This window comes from Bacillus cereus group sp. MYBK95-2, assembly GCF_051915225.1.
In the GTDB taxonomy this organism is placed as follows: Bacteria; Bacillota; Bacilli; order Bacillales; family Bacillaceae_G; genus Bacillus_A; species Bacillus_A cereus.
Window position 1 is genome coordinate 119,369 of the sequence record NZ_JBQAEH010000007.1, and the last position, 18,402, is coordinate 137,770.

The following is an 18,402-nucleotide window of genomic DNA, read 5'->3' on the forward strand; positions in this document are numbered from 1 at the left end:
TCTCTCTCCCTTCTCATCGTTTTATTACACATGTAATAAAGATTGGTCTCCGATCATTTCTGATACGGTTTCAATTACTTTTTCTGGTGTTGGCAAATACAACTTTTCAAGTGGTGGTGAGAACGGAACGGGTGTATGTGGTGCTGTAATTCGTTTAATAGGTGCATCTAACAAATCAAAACCTTTATCCGCTACAATTGCCGCAATATCTGTTGCAATACTACATCTAGGATTCGCTTCGTCAATGACGATAAGACGATTTGTTTTTTCAACAGATGATAAAATAGTATCTTCATCAAGTGGTGATAAAGATCGTGGATCAATTACTTCTACTTCAAGCCCCTTTTTCGATAATTGCTTTGCAGCTGCAAGCGCTGTATGAACTTGCTTTCCGATTGCGACAATTGTTACATCAGAACCTTCCCGTTTAATATCTGCTTTTCCTAATGGAATTGTATAGTATCCTTCTGGCACTTCACCTTTCATATTGTAAAGTGTTTTATCCTCAAAGAAGATTACTGGATCATCATCTTCAATTGCCGCTAATAATAAGCCTTTTGCATCATACGGTGTGGAAGGAACAACAACTTTAATACCTGGTATGCTCGTAAATAATGCGTACAAACTTTGTGAATGTTGAGCTGCTGCACTAAAACCAGCGCCATGCATCGTACGTACTGTAACGGGTACTTTTGCTTTACCTCCAAACATATAACGGAATTTCGCACCTTGGTTTAATACTTGGTCAAGACAACTACCGATAAAATCATTAAACATTAACTCAGCTATCGGACGTAACCCAGTTGCAGCAGCTGCCATCGCAGCTCCCATATAACCCGCTTCAGAAATTGGTGTATCCAATATACGATTTCGGCCAAACTCTTGTACAAGTCCTTTCGTAACACCAAGAACACCACCCCAAGCTTCATCATCTTGCAGGTGATCAACTTGTGCACCGCCTGCAACATCTTCACCTATTAAAATTACATTTTCATCACGACGCATTGAGATTTTCATCGCTTCATTAATTGCAGTTGACATACTTACTGTTCTAGTCATAATTTTTCACCCTCCTCTTATTTGTAAGAAACGTATACATCTTTTAATAATTCTTCATCGTCTGGGTATGGACTATTTTCACTAAATTCAATGGATCTTTGTACTGCATCATCTACTGCTTTTTCCATATCAACAAGTTCAGATTCTGTTAATAAACCTTCATGAATTAAATGCTTACGGAAATTCACAATTGCATCTTTTTCGTTTAAATGTTCTTCTTTTTCTTCTGATGTTTTATATGTTTGCGCTTCACCTTCGAAATGACCATAATTACGATATGTCATACATTCAATAATTGTTGGACCATCACCATTACGCGCACGTTCAACTGCTTCTGCAGCAGCTTTATATACAGCTAGAAGATCTTTTCCATCTACTTGAACACCTGGAATATTATAAGCTTTTGCGCGATCAGCGATAGAATCACAACTTGAAGCATATTCAAATGTAGTTGCTTCACCGTAACCGTTATTTTCTGCAATAAAAATAACTGGTAACTTCCAGATCGCCGCTAAATTAACCCCTTCATGGAATGTTCCTTCATTATTTGCTCCGTCACCGAAGAAGCAAACACTTACATCTTTTGTTCCTTTATATTTAGCTGTTAATGCTGAACCGCAAGCAAGTGGGAAACCCCCGCCTACAATGCCATTCGCACCAAGCATTCCTTTATCTAAATCGGCAATATGCATGGAACCGCCTTTACCTTTACATAATCCTGTCGCTTTCCCGAAAAGTTCAGCCATCATACCATTTAAATCACAACCTTTTGCGATACAATGTCCATGACCTCTATGTGTACTTGTAATACTGTCACTATCCGTTAAGTGGGCACATACACCAACTGCTACCGCTTCTTCACCTGCGTATAAATGAACGAAACCTGGCAAAACGCCTTGCGCGAACAATTCATGCACCTTATCTTCAAACTTACGAATTTCTAACATTTTTTCGTACATCCAACGAGCTTGTTCTTTCGTAATTTCATTCCCTTTACTTTCAGTTGTTTTTAACATGTCCAGCCCTCCTATTTTCTTGTTCGTCCTTTATATTGCAAGTATTGTGCCAATTTCGAATCCTTGTTTTAATAGGTTTTCTCTATCTTTTAACAATAAAAAAGTGGACAAAATGAGACGTTTGTCTCGTTTTGTCCACCTTTGTTCCCTTAATAAGAGAATTGTTACTTTATTCATTATCAAAGTTTTTCTGTAATTTTCGGATGTAAATAATTTGACCAATATGATATGCATTATGAGTTGTTACATTCGCTAGCACTTCCCACCACTTTGCAGAAACAGGAAATCCCACTACATCACTTTCAACCTTTTCTTCATTTATGAGATTTTGCCATTGTAACAGTTTTTCTAGTAGTTTTTCCCGTAATTCATCGAAAGTTTGATTATCTGAGAGCATAAAACTTTTGTTATTATCTCCTATAGCGGGTACTGCATTCACATTTGATTCTTTATACCTAGTTTGCCACGTAGAGTTCCAATACAGTAAATGTTGTACGATTTCAGCTATACTATTACTCTCTTCATTCGGTTTCCAGAAAGCTTCCCTCTCAGATAAATCCTTAACTGCATCTGAAAATGGCATATACCAACTGGGATCATTTGCATTCGCTAATAGCTGATCTGCTAATACAGCTTTTACATGGACCATTTTTCTTCCCTCATTTCATTATCATATTAATATACACTACTCTATATACGCTGATTCCCTATAATCCCCTTTTTTTACATACAAATTGATTTCATAATGAATGTAAGAATAATAGATTTTCTTATCATAACTCGTTATGATAAAAGAAAAAGAAAGCTGGCGAAAAATGAATAAAAAAATCGCAATAATTACTGGAGCCTCAAGTGGATTTGGACTATTAACTACACTCGAACTCGCAAAAAAAGATTATTTAGTTATCGCTACAATGCGAAACCTTGAAAAACAAGGAACCTTACTATCCCAAGTTACTCAACTTAACTTACAGCACAATATAAAAGTTCAACAATTAGATGTAACAGATCAAAATTCTATACATAATTTCCAATTATTTTTAAAAGAAATTAATAGAATAGATCTCCTTATAAATAATGCAGGATATGCAAATGGGGGCTTTGTAGAAGAAATCCAAGTAGACGAATATCGAAAGCAATTTGAAACGAACCTTTTTGGAGCTATATCAATTACCCAGCTTGTTTTACCATATATGAGAAAACAAAGAAGTGGAAAAATCATTAATATAAGCAGCATTAGCGGCCAAGTTGGATTCCCTGGTTTATCTCCTTATGTATCTTCAAAATATGCATTAGAAGGCTGGAGTGAATCCCTTCGCTTAGAATTAAAAGCTTTCGGAATAGATGTCGCTTTAATTGAACCTGGTTCTTACAACACAAATATATGGGAGGTTGGTAAACAACTAGCTACAAACCAATCTGATACTACTTCTCCTTACAAAGAATATATGGACAAAATACAAAAACATATTAATAGCGGCAGTGATACATTTGGTAATCCAATAGATGTTGCTAAAAAAGTCGTTGATATTGCTGAAGCTAAGCGCACAACATTACGATACCCAATTGGAAAAGGTGTAAAATTTATGATCTTAGCAAGAAAAATTCTTCCTTGGAGATTGTGGGAATATCTTGTTTTGAGAAGCTTTAAGAAAATATAATTACCTTTATTGAAAACCATTTTGAAAGAGGTGCTAAACAAATGCTAGGTTTACCGTACGGGAAAGTATTTTTAGTTCCGTGGACTGAGGAATGGGAATTTGAGTTTATGAAAGAGAAACAATTCATTGAGAAACAAATTGGCGAACATATTTTAGCCATACACCATATTGGCAGTACTGCTATTCCGCATTTAAGTGCAAAGCCAATTATTGATATTGCAATCGAACTAGAAGATTATAAAGACGGTTTAAAATGTATTCAAAAGTTAGAACTATTAAATTATAAATATAGAAAGGATGTATTACCCGAAAGATATTATTTTAATAAAGGTGAACCAAGAACTCATCAAATTCATATGTATGAACAAAGGAATAAACATTTAATAGAACAATTACAATTTCGAGATTACTTAATAGACAATAAGACTGCTCGTATACAGTATGAACAGTTGAAGATTCAACTTTCAAAAGCTAATCCTAATGATAAACATCAATATGCAGAGGATAAAACAAATTTCATTAAATCCGTATTAGCGAAATTAAATGTTTAAATTAAATAAGAAACCATTTAGCAGTAAATGGTTTCTTATTTATTAGTTATCTCATTATTTATAATCAAATTTTTAATTATACAGCAGGTGGAACGAAATAAAATAGTATCGAGAGCATCAATATAAAAGAAACCATTCCCGTTATCGAAAGTATATATTCTTTTGATTTTCTATCATATTTCCATTCCATCCATGCTCTTAAAGTCCATGATATCCCTAAATAAGTGAACATGACATGAGCCATTTTAGCGTTTTCAAATTTAAACATATAATAACAACTACTTATTACATAAATAATAATAAGACCTATTTCTAATTTTACATGTAAACTATTCACATGCTTATATCCAAAGAAGCCTCTTTTCTCCATATTTAATTTTCTTCTTAAAAACTGTTCTAAAAAGTAACCACCTATACCCAGTCCAATAATAATAATTAAAATTGTAGAGGTATCCATTGTTATCCCTCCAATTACTTTATATATTTTTAGAAACAAAGTGGACTATATTATGGTTATTCTCTTCTAAATAACTTACAATTCCTTCAGGATATGTTGGCTTCTCCTTTAATTCCTCTATGCTCATCCATATTAATATAATATTCTCATGTTCTTTATGCCTTATTTCATTTGTAACCATCTCTTGAACAGTTCCCCAATGTATCAATGTACAATGATGTCCTTTTTCGTTGTTCCACTCGAAAATATGCTCATTTACAACAGCTAGCTCTTGGACATCAATTTTCAAATCGTATTCTTCCATTAATTCTCGTATTATCGCTTCTTTTGCTGGTTCCCCAAATTCAATAGAGCCTCCTGGAAAACGATAAAATGTTTCACTTAAATCACATTGTACTAGTACTTTAGTATGATCTTTATTTACAATCATTGCTTCAGCACGTAATTTAGGCATTTTCATTTTGTCTCCCCATTCATTCCATATATAATTAAATCCAATATCTATAAAAGAAAAGATTAAGCATAATTCCTGTTATTATTAATAACGGAACCGTTCCTAAAGAAATGACATATTCCCTCGATTCTTTATCAAATTTCCATTCCATATATGATTGAAAGCAGTATAAGGTTATTAAAAATAAAATGGGTAAATTACTAATATAAATAGGATTTAAAGTAGCACATATCAGCGTAACAATTATATAAGAAACGATAAGAGCCCTAGTGCCCCATTTATGAGCGTTGTTTACATATTTACTATTCCAGTCTGTTTGTTTCGGTATATTTAATTTTTTTCTCACTACTTTTTCCAAAACAACTAAGAATATGATCCATACTATTAATAAAATTCCTTTAACTAAAAACAGTGATGTCTCCTCCTTTACTTTTTATCTGGCTGATCACTCGGATAAGTAGCTTTTCCTTTATTATCAATGTCCCAACTAATAATCGTCGCACTATCTCTTCCTAATTGCAGGTGAACGTGTTCTAAAACATTATGGATATTTACTTTAAGTACGTTATTATTTCTATTCATATCACTATACAGATTTACAGGAGTTTCATACCGACGTTCCCCGCATTCTAATACTCCATCTGTCACCATTACAATTCGATTCTTTCCATTACGTAATTCACGAATGCCTGTTGAATAACAAGGAACAGGTAAATCAAATGTGTTTACATTTCCAATCCATTCGTAAAAATGACGTTGATTTAATGCATATTGTCCTAACTTATGTAACTCTTCATGAAATACATAAACTAAACAGTCTCCAATAGATAGCCACCATATATAATTTTCTTTTCTTACACATAGTAAGCAAGCTGTTTCACCTTTAATTCTTTGACACTTTTCCTTAAATGAAGAAGATTGAAAGATAGTAAGAATATGATTTTCAATAGATCGAAATACTATATCAATTGATTCATTCATCATTTCTTTTATATTTTCATATTCTTTTTGAATTGTATTTACTACTAAATCAACACTTTCTGCACTATTATGTCCATCTAATATAGCTGCAAATTCCCAATCACCATTTGACCAAACTAACGCACCATCTTCGTTCTTTTTTGCTCCAGCACTTATATTCCCACCATATGTACCGAGCACGATGTCACCATATTGTTTTACTGAAACTTCGTCTAAACACATTTCACTACTTCCAACCCATGAATGTTGTCTATTATTTGTTGTATGCATATTCACTCACCATATACTTTCGTAATCTTTCGCATAGTTTTTTGATTTTTCCTGCGTCACCATAAGGCGCACCGTTCCATTTCGCTACTTCAGTCGGTGACCAAAACTCTTTTGGTGTATTTTCATAACGCGGTATGATGTGCATATGCATATGTGGTACACCATTTCCTGAAACAAAAGTGTAAATATGTTCCGCACCTTCACTTGCTTTTAGCGCTTTACTTACTCTACTTGTTATAAGTCCGAACGCTTTCGCTTCTTCATCTGTTAGTTCAGCGAGGCCAGGTACATGCCTTTTTATATCTATCATTACATAACCCAAGTATGTTTCTTCACTACCCCAGTGGACATGTCCAACGTAAACCAGTTCATCTTCGTAAATAGCTCCACCTGGAACTATAATATTTCCTTTATGCTTTTCACAAATAAAACAGTTTAGTTTTACTTGATCGTTTGTTGACATATTCATCACCATCCTTTTCATATATAATATCATAAAAAAAGGAAAAACAGGATTTATATTCCGAAGATTCACTCTTTTGATACAGCAATTTTTGAAATGAATTTAAACCTCATTATTTCTTCAAAACCACAACTCCAATTACAATCCCAATCACAATTCCGATTACTAAATTATTTGTAAAATAACCTTGGACTACACCGATTACAACCCCTATACCGATGCCTATTGCCAAGGCATCATTGCTTTTTTTCTTTTTAGACAAAATAGCATCTCCTCTCATAATTTCTTCTAAAATAATATCTATTTACATGACTTCACTGTCTCCTAATATATTCGCTATTCCACTTAATAATTTCCAAAAAATGTACTTTATTACTTATACTTTTCCAGCACATAATCCTCTTCTTAAGAAGAGATTTTCAAGTCGCTATTAAACAAACATATCGTTATTCATCGAAGAGTTAAATCAATGAAATAAAAAAACAAGTTTGTGCGCCAGCTGGAGGTTCTGTTATCGTTCGTATGTGATCTGGATGCAATAAAAAACACACTTTGTATTATAAAAGTGTGTTTTTTGGTCATTATTTTCTTTTCGTATGGAACCCTTGTGTAATACGGTCTAATATAATTGCGATTACTACGATAGCTAATCCAGCTTCAAAGCCCATTCCGATATTAACTTGTGTTACAGAGCGATATACATCAACTCCAAGTCCTGGAGCTCCTACAAGTGATGCTGTTACAACCATCGATAACGAAAGCATAATGCTTTGGTTCACACCAGCCATAATCGTTCCGGTTGCAAGTGGTAATTGTACTTTAAATAGTTTTTGTGATGCAGTGGATCCAAATGCATTCGCTGCTTCAATTAAATCTTCTGGAACTTGTCTAATTCCTAAGTCAGTAAAACGAATTGTCGGTGGCATTGCAAAGATTACTGATGCAATAATTCCAGGTACTACACCTACTCCGAAAAATGTGATCGCTGGAATAAGGTATACGAATGCAGGCATTGTTTGCATAAAATCTAGTGTTGGTTTTAAAAATTTTGAGAAACGTTCATTTTGAGATGCTAATATACCAATTGGAATTCCGACAATAATTGAAATAATAACAGACGTAAGTACGAGTGCTAATGTTTGCATCGTTTGTGCCCAGTAGTTAATATTCAAAATGAATAATAATCCAATAAGCGTAAAAATGACTAAAGATAATTTCCTCGTTGTGTACCAAATGAAGAAACACAAGATAATAATCATCAATATGGCTGGTATTATTGTTAAAAAATTAGTGAGTAAATCAACGAATCCACCAATAATATAAGAGAATCCTCGGAATAAGCCTTCAAAGTGCTCATATAAACTTGCAACAAATGAGTCGACCCATTCCCCTAATGGAATACGTGGTATACTATTCATCGTCTTTCACCTCTTCCTCAATGTTTCCTGCAAGAGCTTGAATGACACTTTCACGTTTAATAATTCCTCTTAGCCTTTTCTTCTCATCGATTACTGGTAAGGGATATTTCATCTCTGCCATTTTTGCATATGTCTCTTCCAGTAAAGTATCCAAATACACATGCGGAATATCATTAAGTAATAAATCAGCAATCGGCCACTGTTTTTGTACTGCTTTACTCGCATCATCCGCAGTTAATATACCTAAAAACTCATACTTTTTGTTTACAACATATACAGTTGAGACGCCTGCATTCCTCATAATTTGAAGAGCCACACGAGGTCCACGATCAATTAATAAAGTTTCTGGTCGTTTTAAAATAGACTCAGCCGTAATTACTTTTCCTAAATTCACGTCCGCAACAAACTTTTCTACAAATTCATTTGCGGGGCTCATCATAATTTCTTCTGGCGTTCCAATTTGGACGATTTCTCCATCTTTCATTAATGCAATACGATCTCCAATTCGAAGCGCTTCATCTAAATCATGCGTAATAAATATAATCGTTTTTTCCATTTTATCTTGTAACTCTAACAATTCATCTTGCATTTCTTTTCGAATAAGTGGATCTAATGCACTAAATGACTCGTCCATTAGTAATACATCTGGATTATTCGTTAGTGCCCTTGCGATTCCAACGCGCTGCTGCATACCACCACTAAGTTGACTTGGATAATTATCTTTATGATGATCGAGTCCTACTAACTGTAGCGATTCTAACGCTTTTTTCTCTCGCTCTTCAACCGGAACTCCTTGTATTTCTAAACCATATGCAACATTTTGTATAACTGTACGATGCGGAAATAGAGCAAATTTCTGAAATACCATACTCATTTTCGTTCTTCTTACTCTCCGTAACTCTTCTTTTCCCATCGTTGCGATGTCTTCACCATCTATGTATATATGACCTGCAGTTGGTTTAATCAATTGATTTAACATACGAACTAGCGTAGATTTCCCGCTACCAGACAAACCCATAATAACGAAAATCTCTCCAGAGTAAACTTCAAACGTTGCTTTTTTCACCCCAACGTTCATTCCTGTCTCTTTTAAAATTTCCGATTTACTTTTTCCTTCTTTTAATAAGGAAAGGGCTCTTTGCGGATGTTTCCCGAATACTTTTGTTACGTTTTCAACACGCACCTTTGTATTATCCATGTCACTACTCCTTTTCTACCCATCTATTCACATAGTGTTGCGATTTTACAAAGAAATATTACATAAAAATGACATTCATAAGATTTCTTTAAAATTCTCGTTTCCGTTCATAATAAGAATGCTTACTTATACATTTATTTTATAAGGCAAACGTTACTTAGGAGGTTTTCGATGCGAAAGAAAATTTGGTTTATATGCCTTGCATTATTTATTACTATGATTTTCACTTCATGTAATGCAACAAATGCAAATTCGAAAGGAAAAATTAAACTTGGTGTAACAAGTTGGAAAGAAAATATTGCAACTGCAAACATGTGGAAAGTTTTATTAGAAGAAAAAGGCTACAAAGTTGAGCTCATGTATTTAGAAAAAGCCGCAATTTGGACTGGTGTCGCTCGTGGCGATGTTGATGCGAATTTAGAAGTATGGCTACCAGTTACAGATAAACCGCTAAACGATCGTTATAAAGATGATATTGTCTTAAAATCAAAATGGTACGAAGGTACTGGACTAGGTTTAGTCGTCCCTTCTTATATGAAAAACATAAACAGTATCGAAGATTTAAATGCTCATAAAGATGAACTAGATAATAAAATTGTCGGTATCGAACCCGGTAGTAGTCTTATGAATTTAACGAATAAAGCAATGAAAGAATATGATATAAAACTAAAACTTGTCCAATCCTCTGAAGCTGCGATGATGAGTGAACTAAAGAAAGCATATACAAAAAAGAAACCAATCGCTGTTACGCTTTGGAATCCGCATTGGGGGTTTTCAGAATTTGACTTGAAATATTTAAAAGACCCTAAGAAAGTATATGGTGAAAAAGATGACATTTATTACTCCGTTCGTAAAGGTTTCGAAAAAGATTACCCAGATGTTATAAAATACTTTGATAAATGGAAAATGAACGATGAACAGCTCGGTACGTTAATGGTCATGTTAAATAAAACAAAAGATCCTGAAGAAGCTGCGCGAAAATGGATTAAAAAAAATCAAGCATTAGTTGATGAATGGGTAAAGGATTAATAAAAAGGCTAGAGAATTAACATATCCTCTAGCCTTTTTCATCTTATTTTTTCGTAACAACATCATCTACAATCCCATATACCTTCGCTTCTTCTGCAGTCATAAAATAATCTCTTTCTGTATCATGTGCTACTCTTTCAATCGGTTGGCCTGTTTTTTCTGCAATCATTTTATTAATATCATGCTTTAACTTTAATATTCTTTTCGCAGTTATTTCAATTTCTGTTGCTTGCCCTTGTGCACCACCAAGCGGCTGATGAATCATAATTTCACTGTTAGGGAGCGCAAACCGTTTTCCTTTTGCTCCTGATAATAATAACAATGCACCGAATGATGCCGCAAAGCCCATGCATAGCGTTTGCACATCTGGTTTAATTAAATTCATCGTATCTAATATTGCAAAACCTGCTGTCGTTGAACCTCCTGGGCTATTGATGTATAAATATATATCTTTTTCTGCATCTTCTGCTTCTAAAAATAATAATTGCGCTACGACACTACTCGCTACTTGATCGTTAATTTCTGAGCCGATAATAATAATACGGTCTTTTAATAACCTTGAATATATATCATAAGAACGTTCTCCTAATTTTGTTTGTTCTACTACATATGGAATTGCATTCATTTTAAATCCCTCCAATACTTGTTATGCTGCGCAAAGCATACAACTGTAGGAAGAAGGTTTTTTCACATTAAATAATAACACTGGCTGTTTAGATGGTAACTTAGTAAAATCTATTGTCGGAAGAAGTTTCGTTAACAATTCTGGTCTTTCCTCACGAATAGATGTTACAACAACTTCAATATCCTCTGTGAATTCGACTATCTCAATCCCTTCTTCACTTACAGTTTTCAGCCTATTTCTACTCCGAAATAAAGAAGCCTTTACTGCACCTTCTGATACAGAACACACTTTAGCAATATCAGCGATACTATATTGAAAAACATCTTTTAATAATAAAATTGCGGATTGCTGTACATTTAATGAAGACAATACTTTCCCTACCATTTCATGCAAATCTGCAATGTTCTCATGTGGTTCTTCAAAAGTGATTTGTTCTCTTATTTTTTCATGAACAGACTTAGACTTTATCTGATCTAACCAACGATTTCTTGCTATTTTATAGACGAGTGTCATACAAATATCTTTATTTCTATATTTTTGAAGCACTTTACACACTGTTTCTTGGGCGAGATCTTCCCCATCCCATTTGTTTTTCGTTAAAAAAGTACAGTATCTTTTTAACTCTCCATATTGTTCAATTAAAAAGTTTATATTTGAATGATTCATATCGATATGGTTCTTTAAAACATGAGTTACTTTTGTGCACAAAATAACCACTCCTTTTCAGCGCTTACTTAATAAACGATTCAACATTAAAAAAAGTTACGGGGATATAAAAAAATAATGTTTATGTTCAATAATTCGCGGTCATAAATATGTTATGTACAATTTTACGTGAGGAGGAACAAATTTGCCAAAATTAACAATTGAAGGTGCGGGAACTTTTGATGTGAAAGAAGGAACAAAGTTAGTATTAGCAATTGAAGATAGCGGTGTCAACATTCTTCATCGTTGCGGCGGGAATGCACGTTGCACAACTTGTAGAGTAGAAATACTAGCAGGTGATTTCTGTGAAGCGAGTGCGAATGAGAAACATGCAATGACGGAAAAAGGAATTGAAGATCATTTACGATTATCTTGTCAAATGCGTGTACATAAAGATATAGTCGTTCGTCCGGTACTTACAGTTGAAAATTCAGGTCTTGATGCTGGGCCACGTCCGGCGGAGTAAAGCGATGAATTTAAAACAGCTCGCTGGCGAATATGCTGCTAACTTTGTAAACGATGGCATGAAAATTGGGCTTGGTACAGGTTCTACTGTATATTGGACAATACAAAAATTAGGTGAGCGTGTAAAAGAAGGATTATCATTTCAAGCTGTACCAACATCAAAGGAAACTGAAGCATTAGCACAGCAACTAAATATCCCCCTAATTTCGTTAAACGACGTACAAAGTCTTGATCTTACAATTGATGGAGCGGATGAAATTGATTCAAATTTACAACTTATAAAAGGCGGTGGCGGTGCATTACTTCGTGAAAAAATCGTTGCCTCTTCCTCTAAAAAACTAATTATCATTGCTGATGAATCGAAACTTGTAACACATTTAGGTACTTTTCCATTACCTATTGAAATCATCCCTTTTTCATGGAAACAAACCGAAAATAAAATTCAGTCTTTAGGATGTCAAACAACATTACGTTTGAAAAACAATGAAACCTATATAACCGATAACAATAACATGATTATCGATTGTATATTCCCTAATCATATTTCTAATCCTGCCCATTTACACACTCAATTAAAAATGATTACTGGTGTAGTTGAAACAGGGTTGTTTATAAGTATGACGAGTAAAGTAATTATCGGCGCTAAAAATGGGATAAAGGAATTGTAATAAAAGCTAACTTTTTAAAGTTGGCTTTTTAGTATGTTCTTCTCTTTATAGTGCATTATTATGATATACTATGAAAACACAAGCTGATTACACTAGAAAGGACTGAACATTTTGCAATCCAAACTTATAACAGAACTTACTGATTTAGAAACTGCCTTTCATATTCGAAAAGAAGTATTTGTAAAAGAACAAGGTGTTCCTCTTGCAGATGAATTCGATACATTCGATGAAATCGGAGAGCAATGTAAACATATTTTAGTTTATTATCATGAGCTTCCTGTAGGTACAGGGCGTATACGATTTGTTGATGGCGTCGGAAAATTAGAACGTATTTGCATTTTAAAAGATTATCGTACATACGGATTAGGTAAAGTCATCATTCAAACGTTAGAAGAACTTGCTCGTAACAAACAAGTTATAAAAGTGAAACTACACGGTCAAACACAAGCTGAAGGATTTTATACAAAACTAGGTTATCAAACTTCTTCTGATATATTTATGGAAGATGGCATTCCACATATACTTATGACGAAAGTATTATCATAATAAAAAGGTAGTGTATGAATCTTATGTATTCATACACTACCTTTTTTTATTAATAGAAAAGTGAATTCTCAAGATTCCCTTTTGCATCAAAGCCCATCATCTCTTAGTTCATACCTAAGTAAAGCTTACACTGTTTTCCATAATGATAATGCATAAATCCAGTTTGGATCACCATTTCCTTGATAACTCTGGACTGCTTCATATACTTTTCCTTCGTGCAGAACTCTATCTCCCTTTTTATATGCTTTTTTTGCATCCCACGCTTCATATGAAGCGTTTTCAGTTTTTGTAGTAATTGTGAATATATCACTCTGTACGGATTCATTTCCAGCTACATCAACAGCTTTCACTACATATTTATAAGTAGTATTAGCGAGCAGATTTTTATCCAAATAAGAAGTTGTATTGGATGTTGCAATCTTTTTCATTGCCCCTTCTGTTTCTCTATAAATATCATAATGGTCTACACCAATATTATCGTCAGATGGACTCCACATTAAATCCACACTTGACGCTGTCGTTCCCATACTATGTAATCCTTTTGGTTGTGTTGGTGCTTCTGTATCAGGAGTCTCAACTGTCGTTTTTACTGTAAGCGCTGCACTTTCTTTCGATACATTTCCAACTGCGTCAATTGCTTTTACAGTATAAGAGTATTCTGTACTTGGTTGTAATTTCTTATCAATAAAATGAGTGCCTAGTACTGTATCAATCATCTCTCCGTTACGGAAGATTTGATATCCTTTTACCCCTACATTATCCGTAGAAGCGTTCCATGTTAGTTCTACACTATTCGCTGTTACTTTTTGCGTCTGAAGTCCATTTGGAATACTTGGCGCTTCTATGTCTGGTTTCACATCATTAATAAGATTAACATCAATTACATTATAGAATGCATTTGCTGTATCAGCTACATCCCATACTGCTAAAATCACATGATATCCACTACGATCAGTAGGTACATTGATTTTATGAGTTAAATTATTTGAAGCTGCAGAACCATCATGTTGTACAGTTCCAATTGGTTCAAAATCTGCTCTTGTTAGCGCTTTATTTGGATTCCATCCTTTTTTAGTAATATAGTAATGCCACTTACTCGTTAAGTGAGGCGCAGTATACTTCCAAGTAAATGTATTTTCCCCACCAGTGATTGTATTTTTAAACCAACGATTTGCTGTTTGTTGATCTAAAATACCACCAAATTTTCCGCCTGCTGAAGCAATTTGTCCATCTACTGGACCACCTTGTGGGAACCCTTTTGGAGCTTCTAAACTTTGTGGTTCATACATAACACTTCCACAGTTTACATTTAGCGCACCATAAGTTGGACTACATAAAGCAGATCGGCTACCAGGCTTTTCAACAAAACCGTGCGCATAAGCATTTTGAGGAATAAGTGTCGTACTAATAATTCCAGCTGTTAATGCTACAGCTCCTAAACTTTTTTTGTTCATTTTCATATTTTGTAGTTGTTTTAAAAATCGATTATTCATGTTCATGTCTCCTTCTTGTTATACTTTGTAGTGGAATATGGGCTTTGATGTAAAAGAATAACAAGAGACAAACTTGTACCGATGTATGTGTTAATTATGCATACACCGCAGTGAAATTATATTTTTCTTGTGAAATATTTCACTTTATGAATATATCATGACATAGAAATTACCTGAGTATGTGCAGAAGTTGTGCAGAAACAGTGAAATTATTACTAACATGTAAAACTAAGTCCTAACATTTTAAAATAAAATTTGAATATATTTATCTATCATCTTTACTTCATAATTGACAATACATTTAACTAGTTAACTTTTATTCTTATACTTATATCTCTCAGTGCCTTAGTTTTAACCATACTAAATATTAAAAATAAGAATTATAAAGTTAAATAAAAAGCATCCTATTTAGATGCTTTTCTAATGTATAATTTCATTTTTTTACTGACCTACAAATATAAAAATTTCATCAACAGCTTCCTTATATCCACCTGATTTTTGGAAAGATTTCTTCAAATTCAAAGCAACTTCTTTAAATGACGGATTATTTAATACCATTTCTACACTTTCACTTAGTTGATCCGCAGTTAATCCTTGCATTTGTAATTTTATTCCTGCTCCAAGACTCTCCACTTGCTTTGCGACTACTGGCTGATCTGCACTTTGCGGTATTACAACGAGCGGAATCCCGTTATACAGTCCTTCATGCGCACTGTTCATCCCGCCGTGTGTAATAAATAGTTTCGTATATGTAAGCAGCTCAGTTTGGGGTACATAGTTTTTCACAATGAAGTTTTTAGGAATTTCGCCTAAATCACTTATTTTTGTTTTACTACCAATAGACATAACAATTGTATGCTCACTATTCTCAAAGGCCTTCATACACAGTTTATAAAAGTCAATCGCTTCATTAAAAACAGTACCTAATGAAATATAAATCGGACTTTTTTCTTCAATTGAAGTAAAATCAACGTCTCTGTTTTTCATTTGTGCAGAGATAGATGGTCCTACAAATTTATATGTTTCATCAAACGTATCACCAAAAGGCTGGAACTCCTTAATTGTATATACAATAGTAAGGGGTGCAGGATTACAGAAAACTTCATACGATGATTTTATTTCAACACCATATTTTTCAGCAATTCCCTTCGTTAAGTTTTGAAAATCATTCTGTATTTTATCATAAATTTCTACTGGGATATTTTTTGATAGATGACCTAACATTTGCTCAAAGGATTTTTCATCCTGCGCAAAAGATGTGCATGAATTTATGGCTGGAAGTTTAAGGATTTGAGCAATTAAATGGCCACAGCCAAACATAGAATCATGAATTATGTAATCAAAATGTTCACCTTCAATTTGTTCTAGAACGCTAGGTATGACAATATCCGCTGTATGTAGAAGGCCATTTATTCTCTCCTGTAAATAATTTCTGCCTCCAGATAGAAACGCTTTTATAAATTTTTGATCATCAATCGTTCGTACAGTAGCACCTGTCTTCTCAATCCGCTCCCTGAAAGCTTCTATTGAAAAATAAACGACCTCTTCACCACGAGAAATCAATTCTTCTACAACTTGTAAAGTTGGATTTATATGTCCTTCTGATCCAGCGTTAATAAATAAAACACGCGCCATAATAAACACTCCTTACGTTAAATCGTTTCTATGTTGGCAAGAGTACGGATTTTCTCCATACTCTTTTCTTAGTTGTTCGTAGCATGTTCCTACTAAATTGACCTAGCGAGTCTAAAACCGAGATCATCTATATGAAATGTAGGATGGCTTCGACGACGACAAGTAGCGCCGCAACCTCTCGCTGCTTCAGCCCAACTACCACCACGAAAAATGCGGTATGATCCGTATACTTTTTCATCATACAAATCATAGCACCATTCCCAAACGTTCCCTAGCATATCATAAAGTCCCCATGCATTCGGTTCTTTTTGGCCAACGTCATGAATTTCTCCATTTGAATTTTCATTATACCATGCTATATCATGAAGTTTCCCGTATGTATATCCGGTTGTACTTGCTTTACATGCATATTGCCACTCTGCCTCAGATGGTAATCGGTAGCCATTCGAATCTAAATTACATTTCACAATTTGACCACCATCACTAATAGAATAATATTCTTTTAATCCCGCTTTTTTTGAAAGTACATTACAAAACGCAATGGCATCGTTCCATGAAATATTGACAACTGGTTTATGATTTTTATCAAAATTATTTAATGTACTATTTGTAATAGCATCATATAGTTCCATTGTTACAGCATACTTTGCAAGAAGAAATGGTTGAATTTGCACTATCCATTCTTTTTTTATTCGATCATCTCTTAATACTACCTCTCCAACTGGAATATTTACCATTAATGAATCGATTGTTTGAATTAAATCATTAGTCATTTTCTATTCCTCCAAACGTTCATTTTATATGAACTTATAGTCATATACTCATTACAAAATACAATTTTCAAAAAGCGTTAAATTTTTCATAATAAAAAACGATTAGTTTAATTAAACTAATCGGTAAGATCCAAAAAGAATTGTTGTGTCACATTCTATTATTATATGTGCTCTAAAAATTTCCGAACCTCATTTGGAGATTTTAAAACAATAACCTTTTTCTCTTCGGACAATTGCTCTAACCCTTTTAAAATTGTAGGTCGTTTAGTATTAGGATATTCCCATATCCATTTAAAGAATTGCAAATCTTTCTTCACATCCCGCGCCCATATCTGGTCTTGTTTTATTCCGGTATTTTACAATTCTTTTAAAAGCACGATAAATACAAATTGTTCTATGCATATCAATGTACTCTTTATTCTTGCATAAAACCTTCGCTACTTTTGGTTGCATTACAGTAGCTGTGACATGTTCATTTTGAAACCAAAACTTTGCAATTTCCAGTGCTTGTTCCATTTACAAATACCCCTTTTGCAATTCTTATTTCTTCCGAAAAATAACCTCACACAGTATTCCCACTCCAACACCAATTGTATATGCCACTAAATCACTCCACAAAAAACCATATCCCAACACAAGTCCACCTAAAGTCGTTGCACGAATGCTGTCTATCCAATTTACATGATACAATTGGCTCACTTCAATCCCATAGCAAAACATTAAACTAATAAAAGCCAACTTCTTCGTCTCTGTTTTAGGAAACAAAAATCCAAAGCCAGTAAAAATCATTAATGCCCATAAAGCATCACCTAAATAATCATTTAATAGATGTGGTAGTGCAAAAGCAAACTTTCTTGAGCTAAGACCTAAAATAATAATAACTATAGTAAATAGTGCATATACTACTCTATTTCGTTTCGTATTCATTTTAAAGT

General features: G+C 33.9%; 23 protein-coding genes and 1 pseudogene. 6 read left to right on the forward strand and 18 right to left on the reverse strand.

What is annotated here, in order from left to right; genetic code table 11:
* Nucleotides 1–24: 24 nt before the first annotated feature.
* The 3 genes from acoB to ACTFN4_RS21755 form a co-directional block, all read right to left on the reverse strand.
* Nucleotides 25–1,059 (reverse strand): acetoin:2,6-dichlorophenolindophenol oxidoreductase subunit beta, encoded by a 1,035-nt coding sequence (gene acoB / locus ACTFN4_RS21745; protein ID WP_000198898.1) that lies wholly within the window; start codon nt 1,057–1,059, stop codon nt 25–27.
* 17 nt (nt 1,060–1,076) lie between these two features.
* The gene (gene acoA, locus ACTFN4_RS21750; RefSeq protein WP_000921275.1) at nt 1,077–2,075 is read right to left on the reverse strand and encodes an acetoin:2,6-dichlorophenolindophenol oxidoreductase subunit alpha; all 999 of its coding nucleotides are present in this window, start codon (nt 2,073–2,075) and stop codon (nt 1,077–1,079) included.
* A 169-nt stretch (nt 2,076–2,244) separates the two neighbouring features.
* Nucleotides 2,245–2,724 (reverse strand): DinB family protein, encoded by a 480-nt coding sequence (locus ACTFN4_RS21755; RefSeq protein ID WP_060852067.1) that lies wholly within the window; start codon nt 2,722–2,724, stop codon nt 2,245–2,247.
* Nucleotides 2,725–2,890: 166 nt separating this feature from the next.
* On the opposite strand from ACTFN4_RS21755, the gene ACTFN4_RS21760 reads away from it, so the two are divergent.
* Both ACTFN4_RS21760 and ACTFN4_RS21765 read left to right on the forward strand, forming a co-directional pair.
* A complete protein-coding gene (locus tag ACTFN4_RS21760; protein WP_060852066.1) occupies nt 2,891–3,736 on the forward strand; it encodes an oxidoreductase in 846 nt (281 codons plus the stop codon).
* A 41-nt stretch (nt 3,737–3,777) separates the two neighbouring features.
* Complete coding sequence (locus ACTFN4_RS21765; protein ID WP_000901197.1) at nt 3,778–4,287, forward strand: GrpB family protein; 510 nt, start codon at nt 3,778–3,780, stop codon at nt 4,285–4,287.
* A gap of 76 nt (nt 4,288–4,363) precedes the next feature.
* Here ACTFN4_RS21765 and ACTFN4_RS21770 read toward each other — a convergent pair whose 3' ends face one another.
* The 8 genes from ACTFN4_RS21770 to ACTFN4_RS21805 all read right to left on the reverse strand — a co-directional run bounded on the left by ACTFN4_RS21770 (nt 4,364) and on the right by ACTFN4_RS21805 (nt 9,528).
* Nucleotides 4,364–4,744, reverse strand: a complete 381-nt coding sequence (locus ACTFN4_RS21770; protein WP_000381557.1) for a DUF4181 domain-containing protein — start codon at nt 4,742–4,744, stop codon at nt 4,364–4,366.
* 19 nt (nt 4,745–4,763) lie between these two features.
* Nucleotides 4,764–5,204 carry an NUDIX domain-containing protein gene (locus tag ACTFN4_RS21775; protein ID WP_000783751.1) on the reverse strand — a complete coding sequence of 147 codons (441 nt, stop codon included), beginning with the start codon at nt 5,202–5,204 and terminating at the stop codon, nt 4,764–4,766.
* A 28-nt stretch (nt 5,205–5,232) separates the two neighbouring features.
* The gene (locus tag ACTFN4_RS21780) at nt 5,233–5,556 is read right to left on the reverse strand and encodes a DUF4181 domain-containing protein (RefSeq protein WP_002197847.1); all 324 of its coding nucleotides are present in this window, start codon (nt 5,554–5,556) and stop codon (nt 5,233–5,235) included.
* A 68-nt stretch (nt 5,557–5,624) separates the two neighbouring features.
* Nucleotides 5,625–6,449 (reverse strand): PP2C family serine/threonine-protein phosphatase, encoded by an 825-nt coding sequence (locus ACTFN4_RS21785; RefSeq protein WP_000557581.1) that lies wholly within the window; start codon nt 6,447–6,449, stop codon nt 5,625–5,627.
* Nucleotides 6,433–6,924 (reverse strand): HIT family protein, encoded by a 492-nt coding sequence (locus ACTFN4_RS21790; protein ID WP_002197849.1) that lies wholly within the window; start codon nt 6,922–6,924, stop codon nt 6,433–6,435. Before ACTFN4_RS21790 ends, ACTFN4_RS21785 begins: the two co-directional genes overlap by 17 nt.
* Nucleotides 6,925–7,024: 100 nt before the next feature.
* Nucleotides 7,025–7,192, reverse strand: a complete 168-nt coding sequence (locus tag ACTFN4_RS21795; RefSeq protein ID WP_002197850.1) for a hypothetical protein — start codon at nt 7,190–7,192, stop codon at nt 7,025–7,027.
* A gap of 301 nt (nt 7,193–7,493) precedes the next feature.
* Nucleotides 7,494–8,330, reverse strand: coding sequence for an ABC transporter permease (locus tag ACTFN4_RS21800; protein WP_001084759.1), 837 nt, complete (start codon nt 8,328–8,330; stop codon nt 7,494–7,496).
* Nucleotides 8,323–9,528: a quaternary amine ABC transporter ATP-binding protein gene (locus ACTFN4_RS21805; RefSeq protein WP_000370606.1), complete on the reverse strand. Its 1,206-nt coding sequence runs from the start codon at nt 9,526–9,528 to the stop codon at nt 8,323–8,325. Before ACTFN4_RS21805 ends, ACTFN4_RS21800 begins: the two co-directional genes overlap by 8 nt.
* 171 nt (nt 9,529–9,699) lie before the next feature.
* Here ACTFN4_RS21805 and ACTFN4_RS21810 point away from each other — a divergent pair, with 171 nt between their 5' ends.
* Nucleotides 9,700–10,557, forward strand: a complete 858-nt coding sequence (locus tag ACTFN4_RS21810) for a glycine betaine ABC transporter substrate-binding protein (RefSeq protein WP_065224862.1) — start codon at nt 9,700–9,702, stop codon at nt 10,555–10,557.
* 43 nt (nt 10,558–10,600) lie between these two features.
* Here ACTFN4_RS21810 and clpP read toward each other — a convergent pair whose 3' ends face one another.
* Entirely contained in the window at nt 10,601–11,182 is a 582-nt protein-coding gene (gene clpP, locus ACTFN4_RS21815; protein WP_025687604.1) for an ATP-dependent Clp endopeptidase proteolytic subunit ClpP, read from the reverse strand.
* A gap of 21 nt (nt 11,183–11,203) precedes the next feature.
* A complete protein-coding gene (locus ACTFN4_RS21820; RefSeq protein ID WP_006924302.1) occupies nt 11,204–11,890 on the reverse strand; it encodes an RNA polymerase subunit sigma-70 in 687 nt (228 codons plus the stop codon).
* 142 nt (nt 11,891–12,032) lie between these two features.
* Here ACTFN4_RS21820 and ACTFN4_RS21825 point away from each other — a divergent pair, with 142 nt between their 5' ends.
* The 3 genes from ACTFN4_RS21825 to ACTFN4_RS21835 all read left to right on the forward strand — a co-directional run bounded on the left by ACTFN4_RS21825 (nt 12,033) and on the right by ACTFN4_RS21835 (nt 13,566).
* Nucleotides 12,033–12,353, forward strand: coding sequence for a 2Fe-2S iron-sulfur cluster-binding protein (locus ACTFN4_RS21825; RefSeq protein ID WP_001125388.1), 321 nt, complete (start codon nt 12,033–12,035; stop codon nt 12,351–12,353).
* A 4-nt stretch (nt 12,354–12,357) separates the two neighbouring features.
* Complete coding sequence (gene rpiA / locus ACTFN4_RS21830) at nt 12,358–13,020, forward strand: ribose 5-phosphate isomerase A (protein WP_001049991.1); 663 nt, start codon at nt 12,358–12,360, stop codon at nt 13,018–13,020.
* A gap of 111 nt (nt 13,021–13,131) precedes the next feature.
* Nucleotides 13,132–13,566 (forward strand): GNAT family N-acetyltransferase, encoded by a 435-nt coding sequence (locus tag ACTFN4_RS21835; protein ID WP_410989520.1) that lies wholly within the window; start codon nt 13,132–13,134, stop codon nt 13,564–13,566.
* Nucleotides 13,567–13,691: 125 nt separating this feature from the next.
* Here the strand turns inward: ACTFN4_RS21835 and ACTFN4_RS21840 are convergent, their stop codons facing one another.
* The 5 genes and pseudogenes from ACTFN4_RS21840 to ACTFN4_RS21860 all read right to left on the reverse strand — a co-directional run bounded on the left by ACTFN4_RS21840 (nt 13,692) and on the right by ACTFN4_RS21860 (nt 18,394).
* Complete coding sequence (locus tag ACTFN4_RS21840) at nt 13,692–15,059, reverse strand: lytic polysaccharide monooxygenase (RefSeq protein ID WP_410989519.1); 1,368 nt, start codon at nt 15,057–15,059, stop codon at nt 13,692–13,694.
* Between the two features lie 441 nt (nt 15,060–15,500).
* Nucleotides 15,501–16,694: a macrolide family glycosyltransferase gene (locus tag ACTFN4_RS21845; protein ID WP_410989518.1), complete on the reverse strand. Its 1,194-nt coding sequence runs from the start codon at nt 16,692–16,694 to the stop codon at nt 15,501–15,503.
* A gap of 92 nt (nt 16,695–16,786) precedes the next feature.
* Nucleotides 16,787–17,467: a formylglycine-generating enzyme family protein gene (locus tag ACTFN4_RS21850; protein WP_088362602.1), complete on the reverse strand. Its 681-nt coding sequence runs from the start codon at nt 17,465–17,467 to the stop codon at nt 16,787–16,789.
* Between the two features lie 161 nt (nt 17,468–17,628).
* Nucleotides 17,629–17,878, reverse strand: a pseudogene (locus ACTFN4_RS21855) (topology modulation protein); the annotation flags it as partial.
* A gap of 129 nt (nt 17,879–18,007) precedes the next feature.
* Nucleotides 18,008–18,394 (reverse strand): DUF2809 domain-containing protein, encoded by a 387-nt coding sequence (locus ACTFN4_RS21860; protein ID WP_025689370.1) that lies wholly within the window; start codon nt 18,392–18,394, stop codon nt 18,008–18,010.
* Nucleotides 18,395–18,402 lie beyond the last annotated feature (8 nt).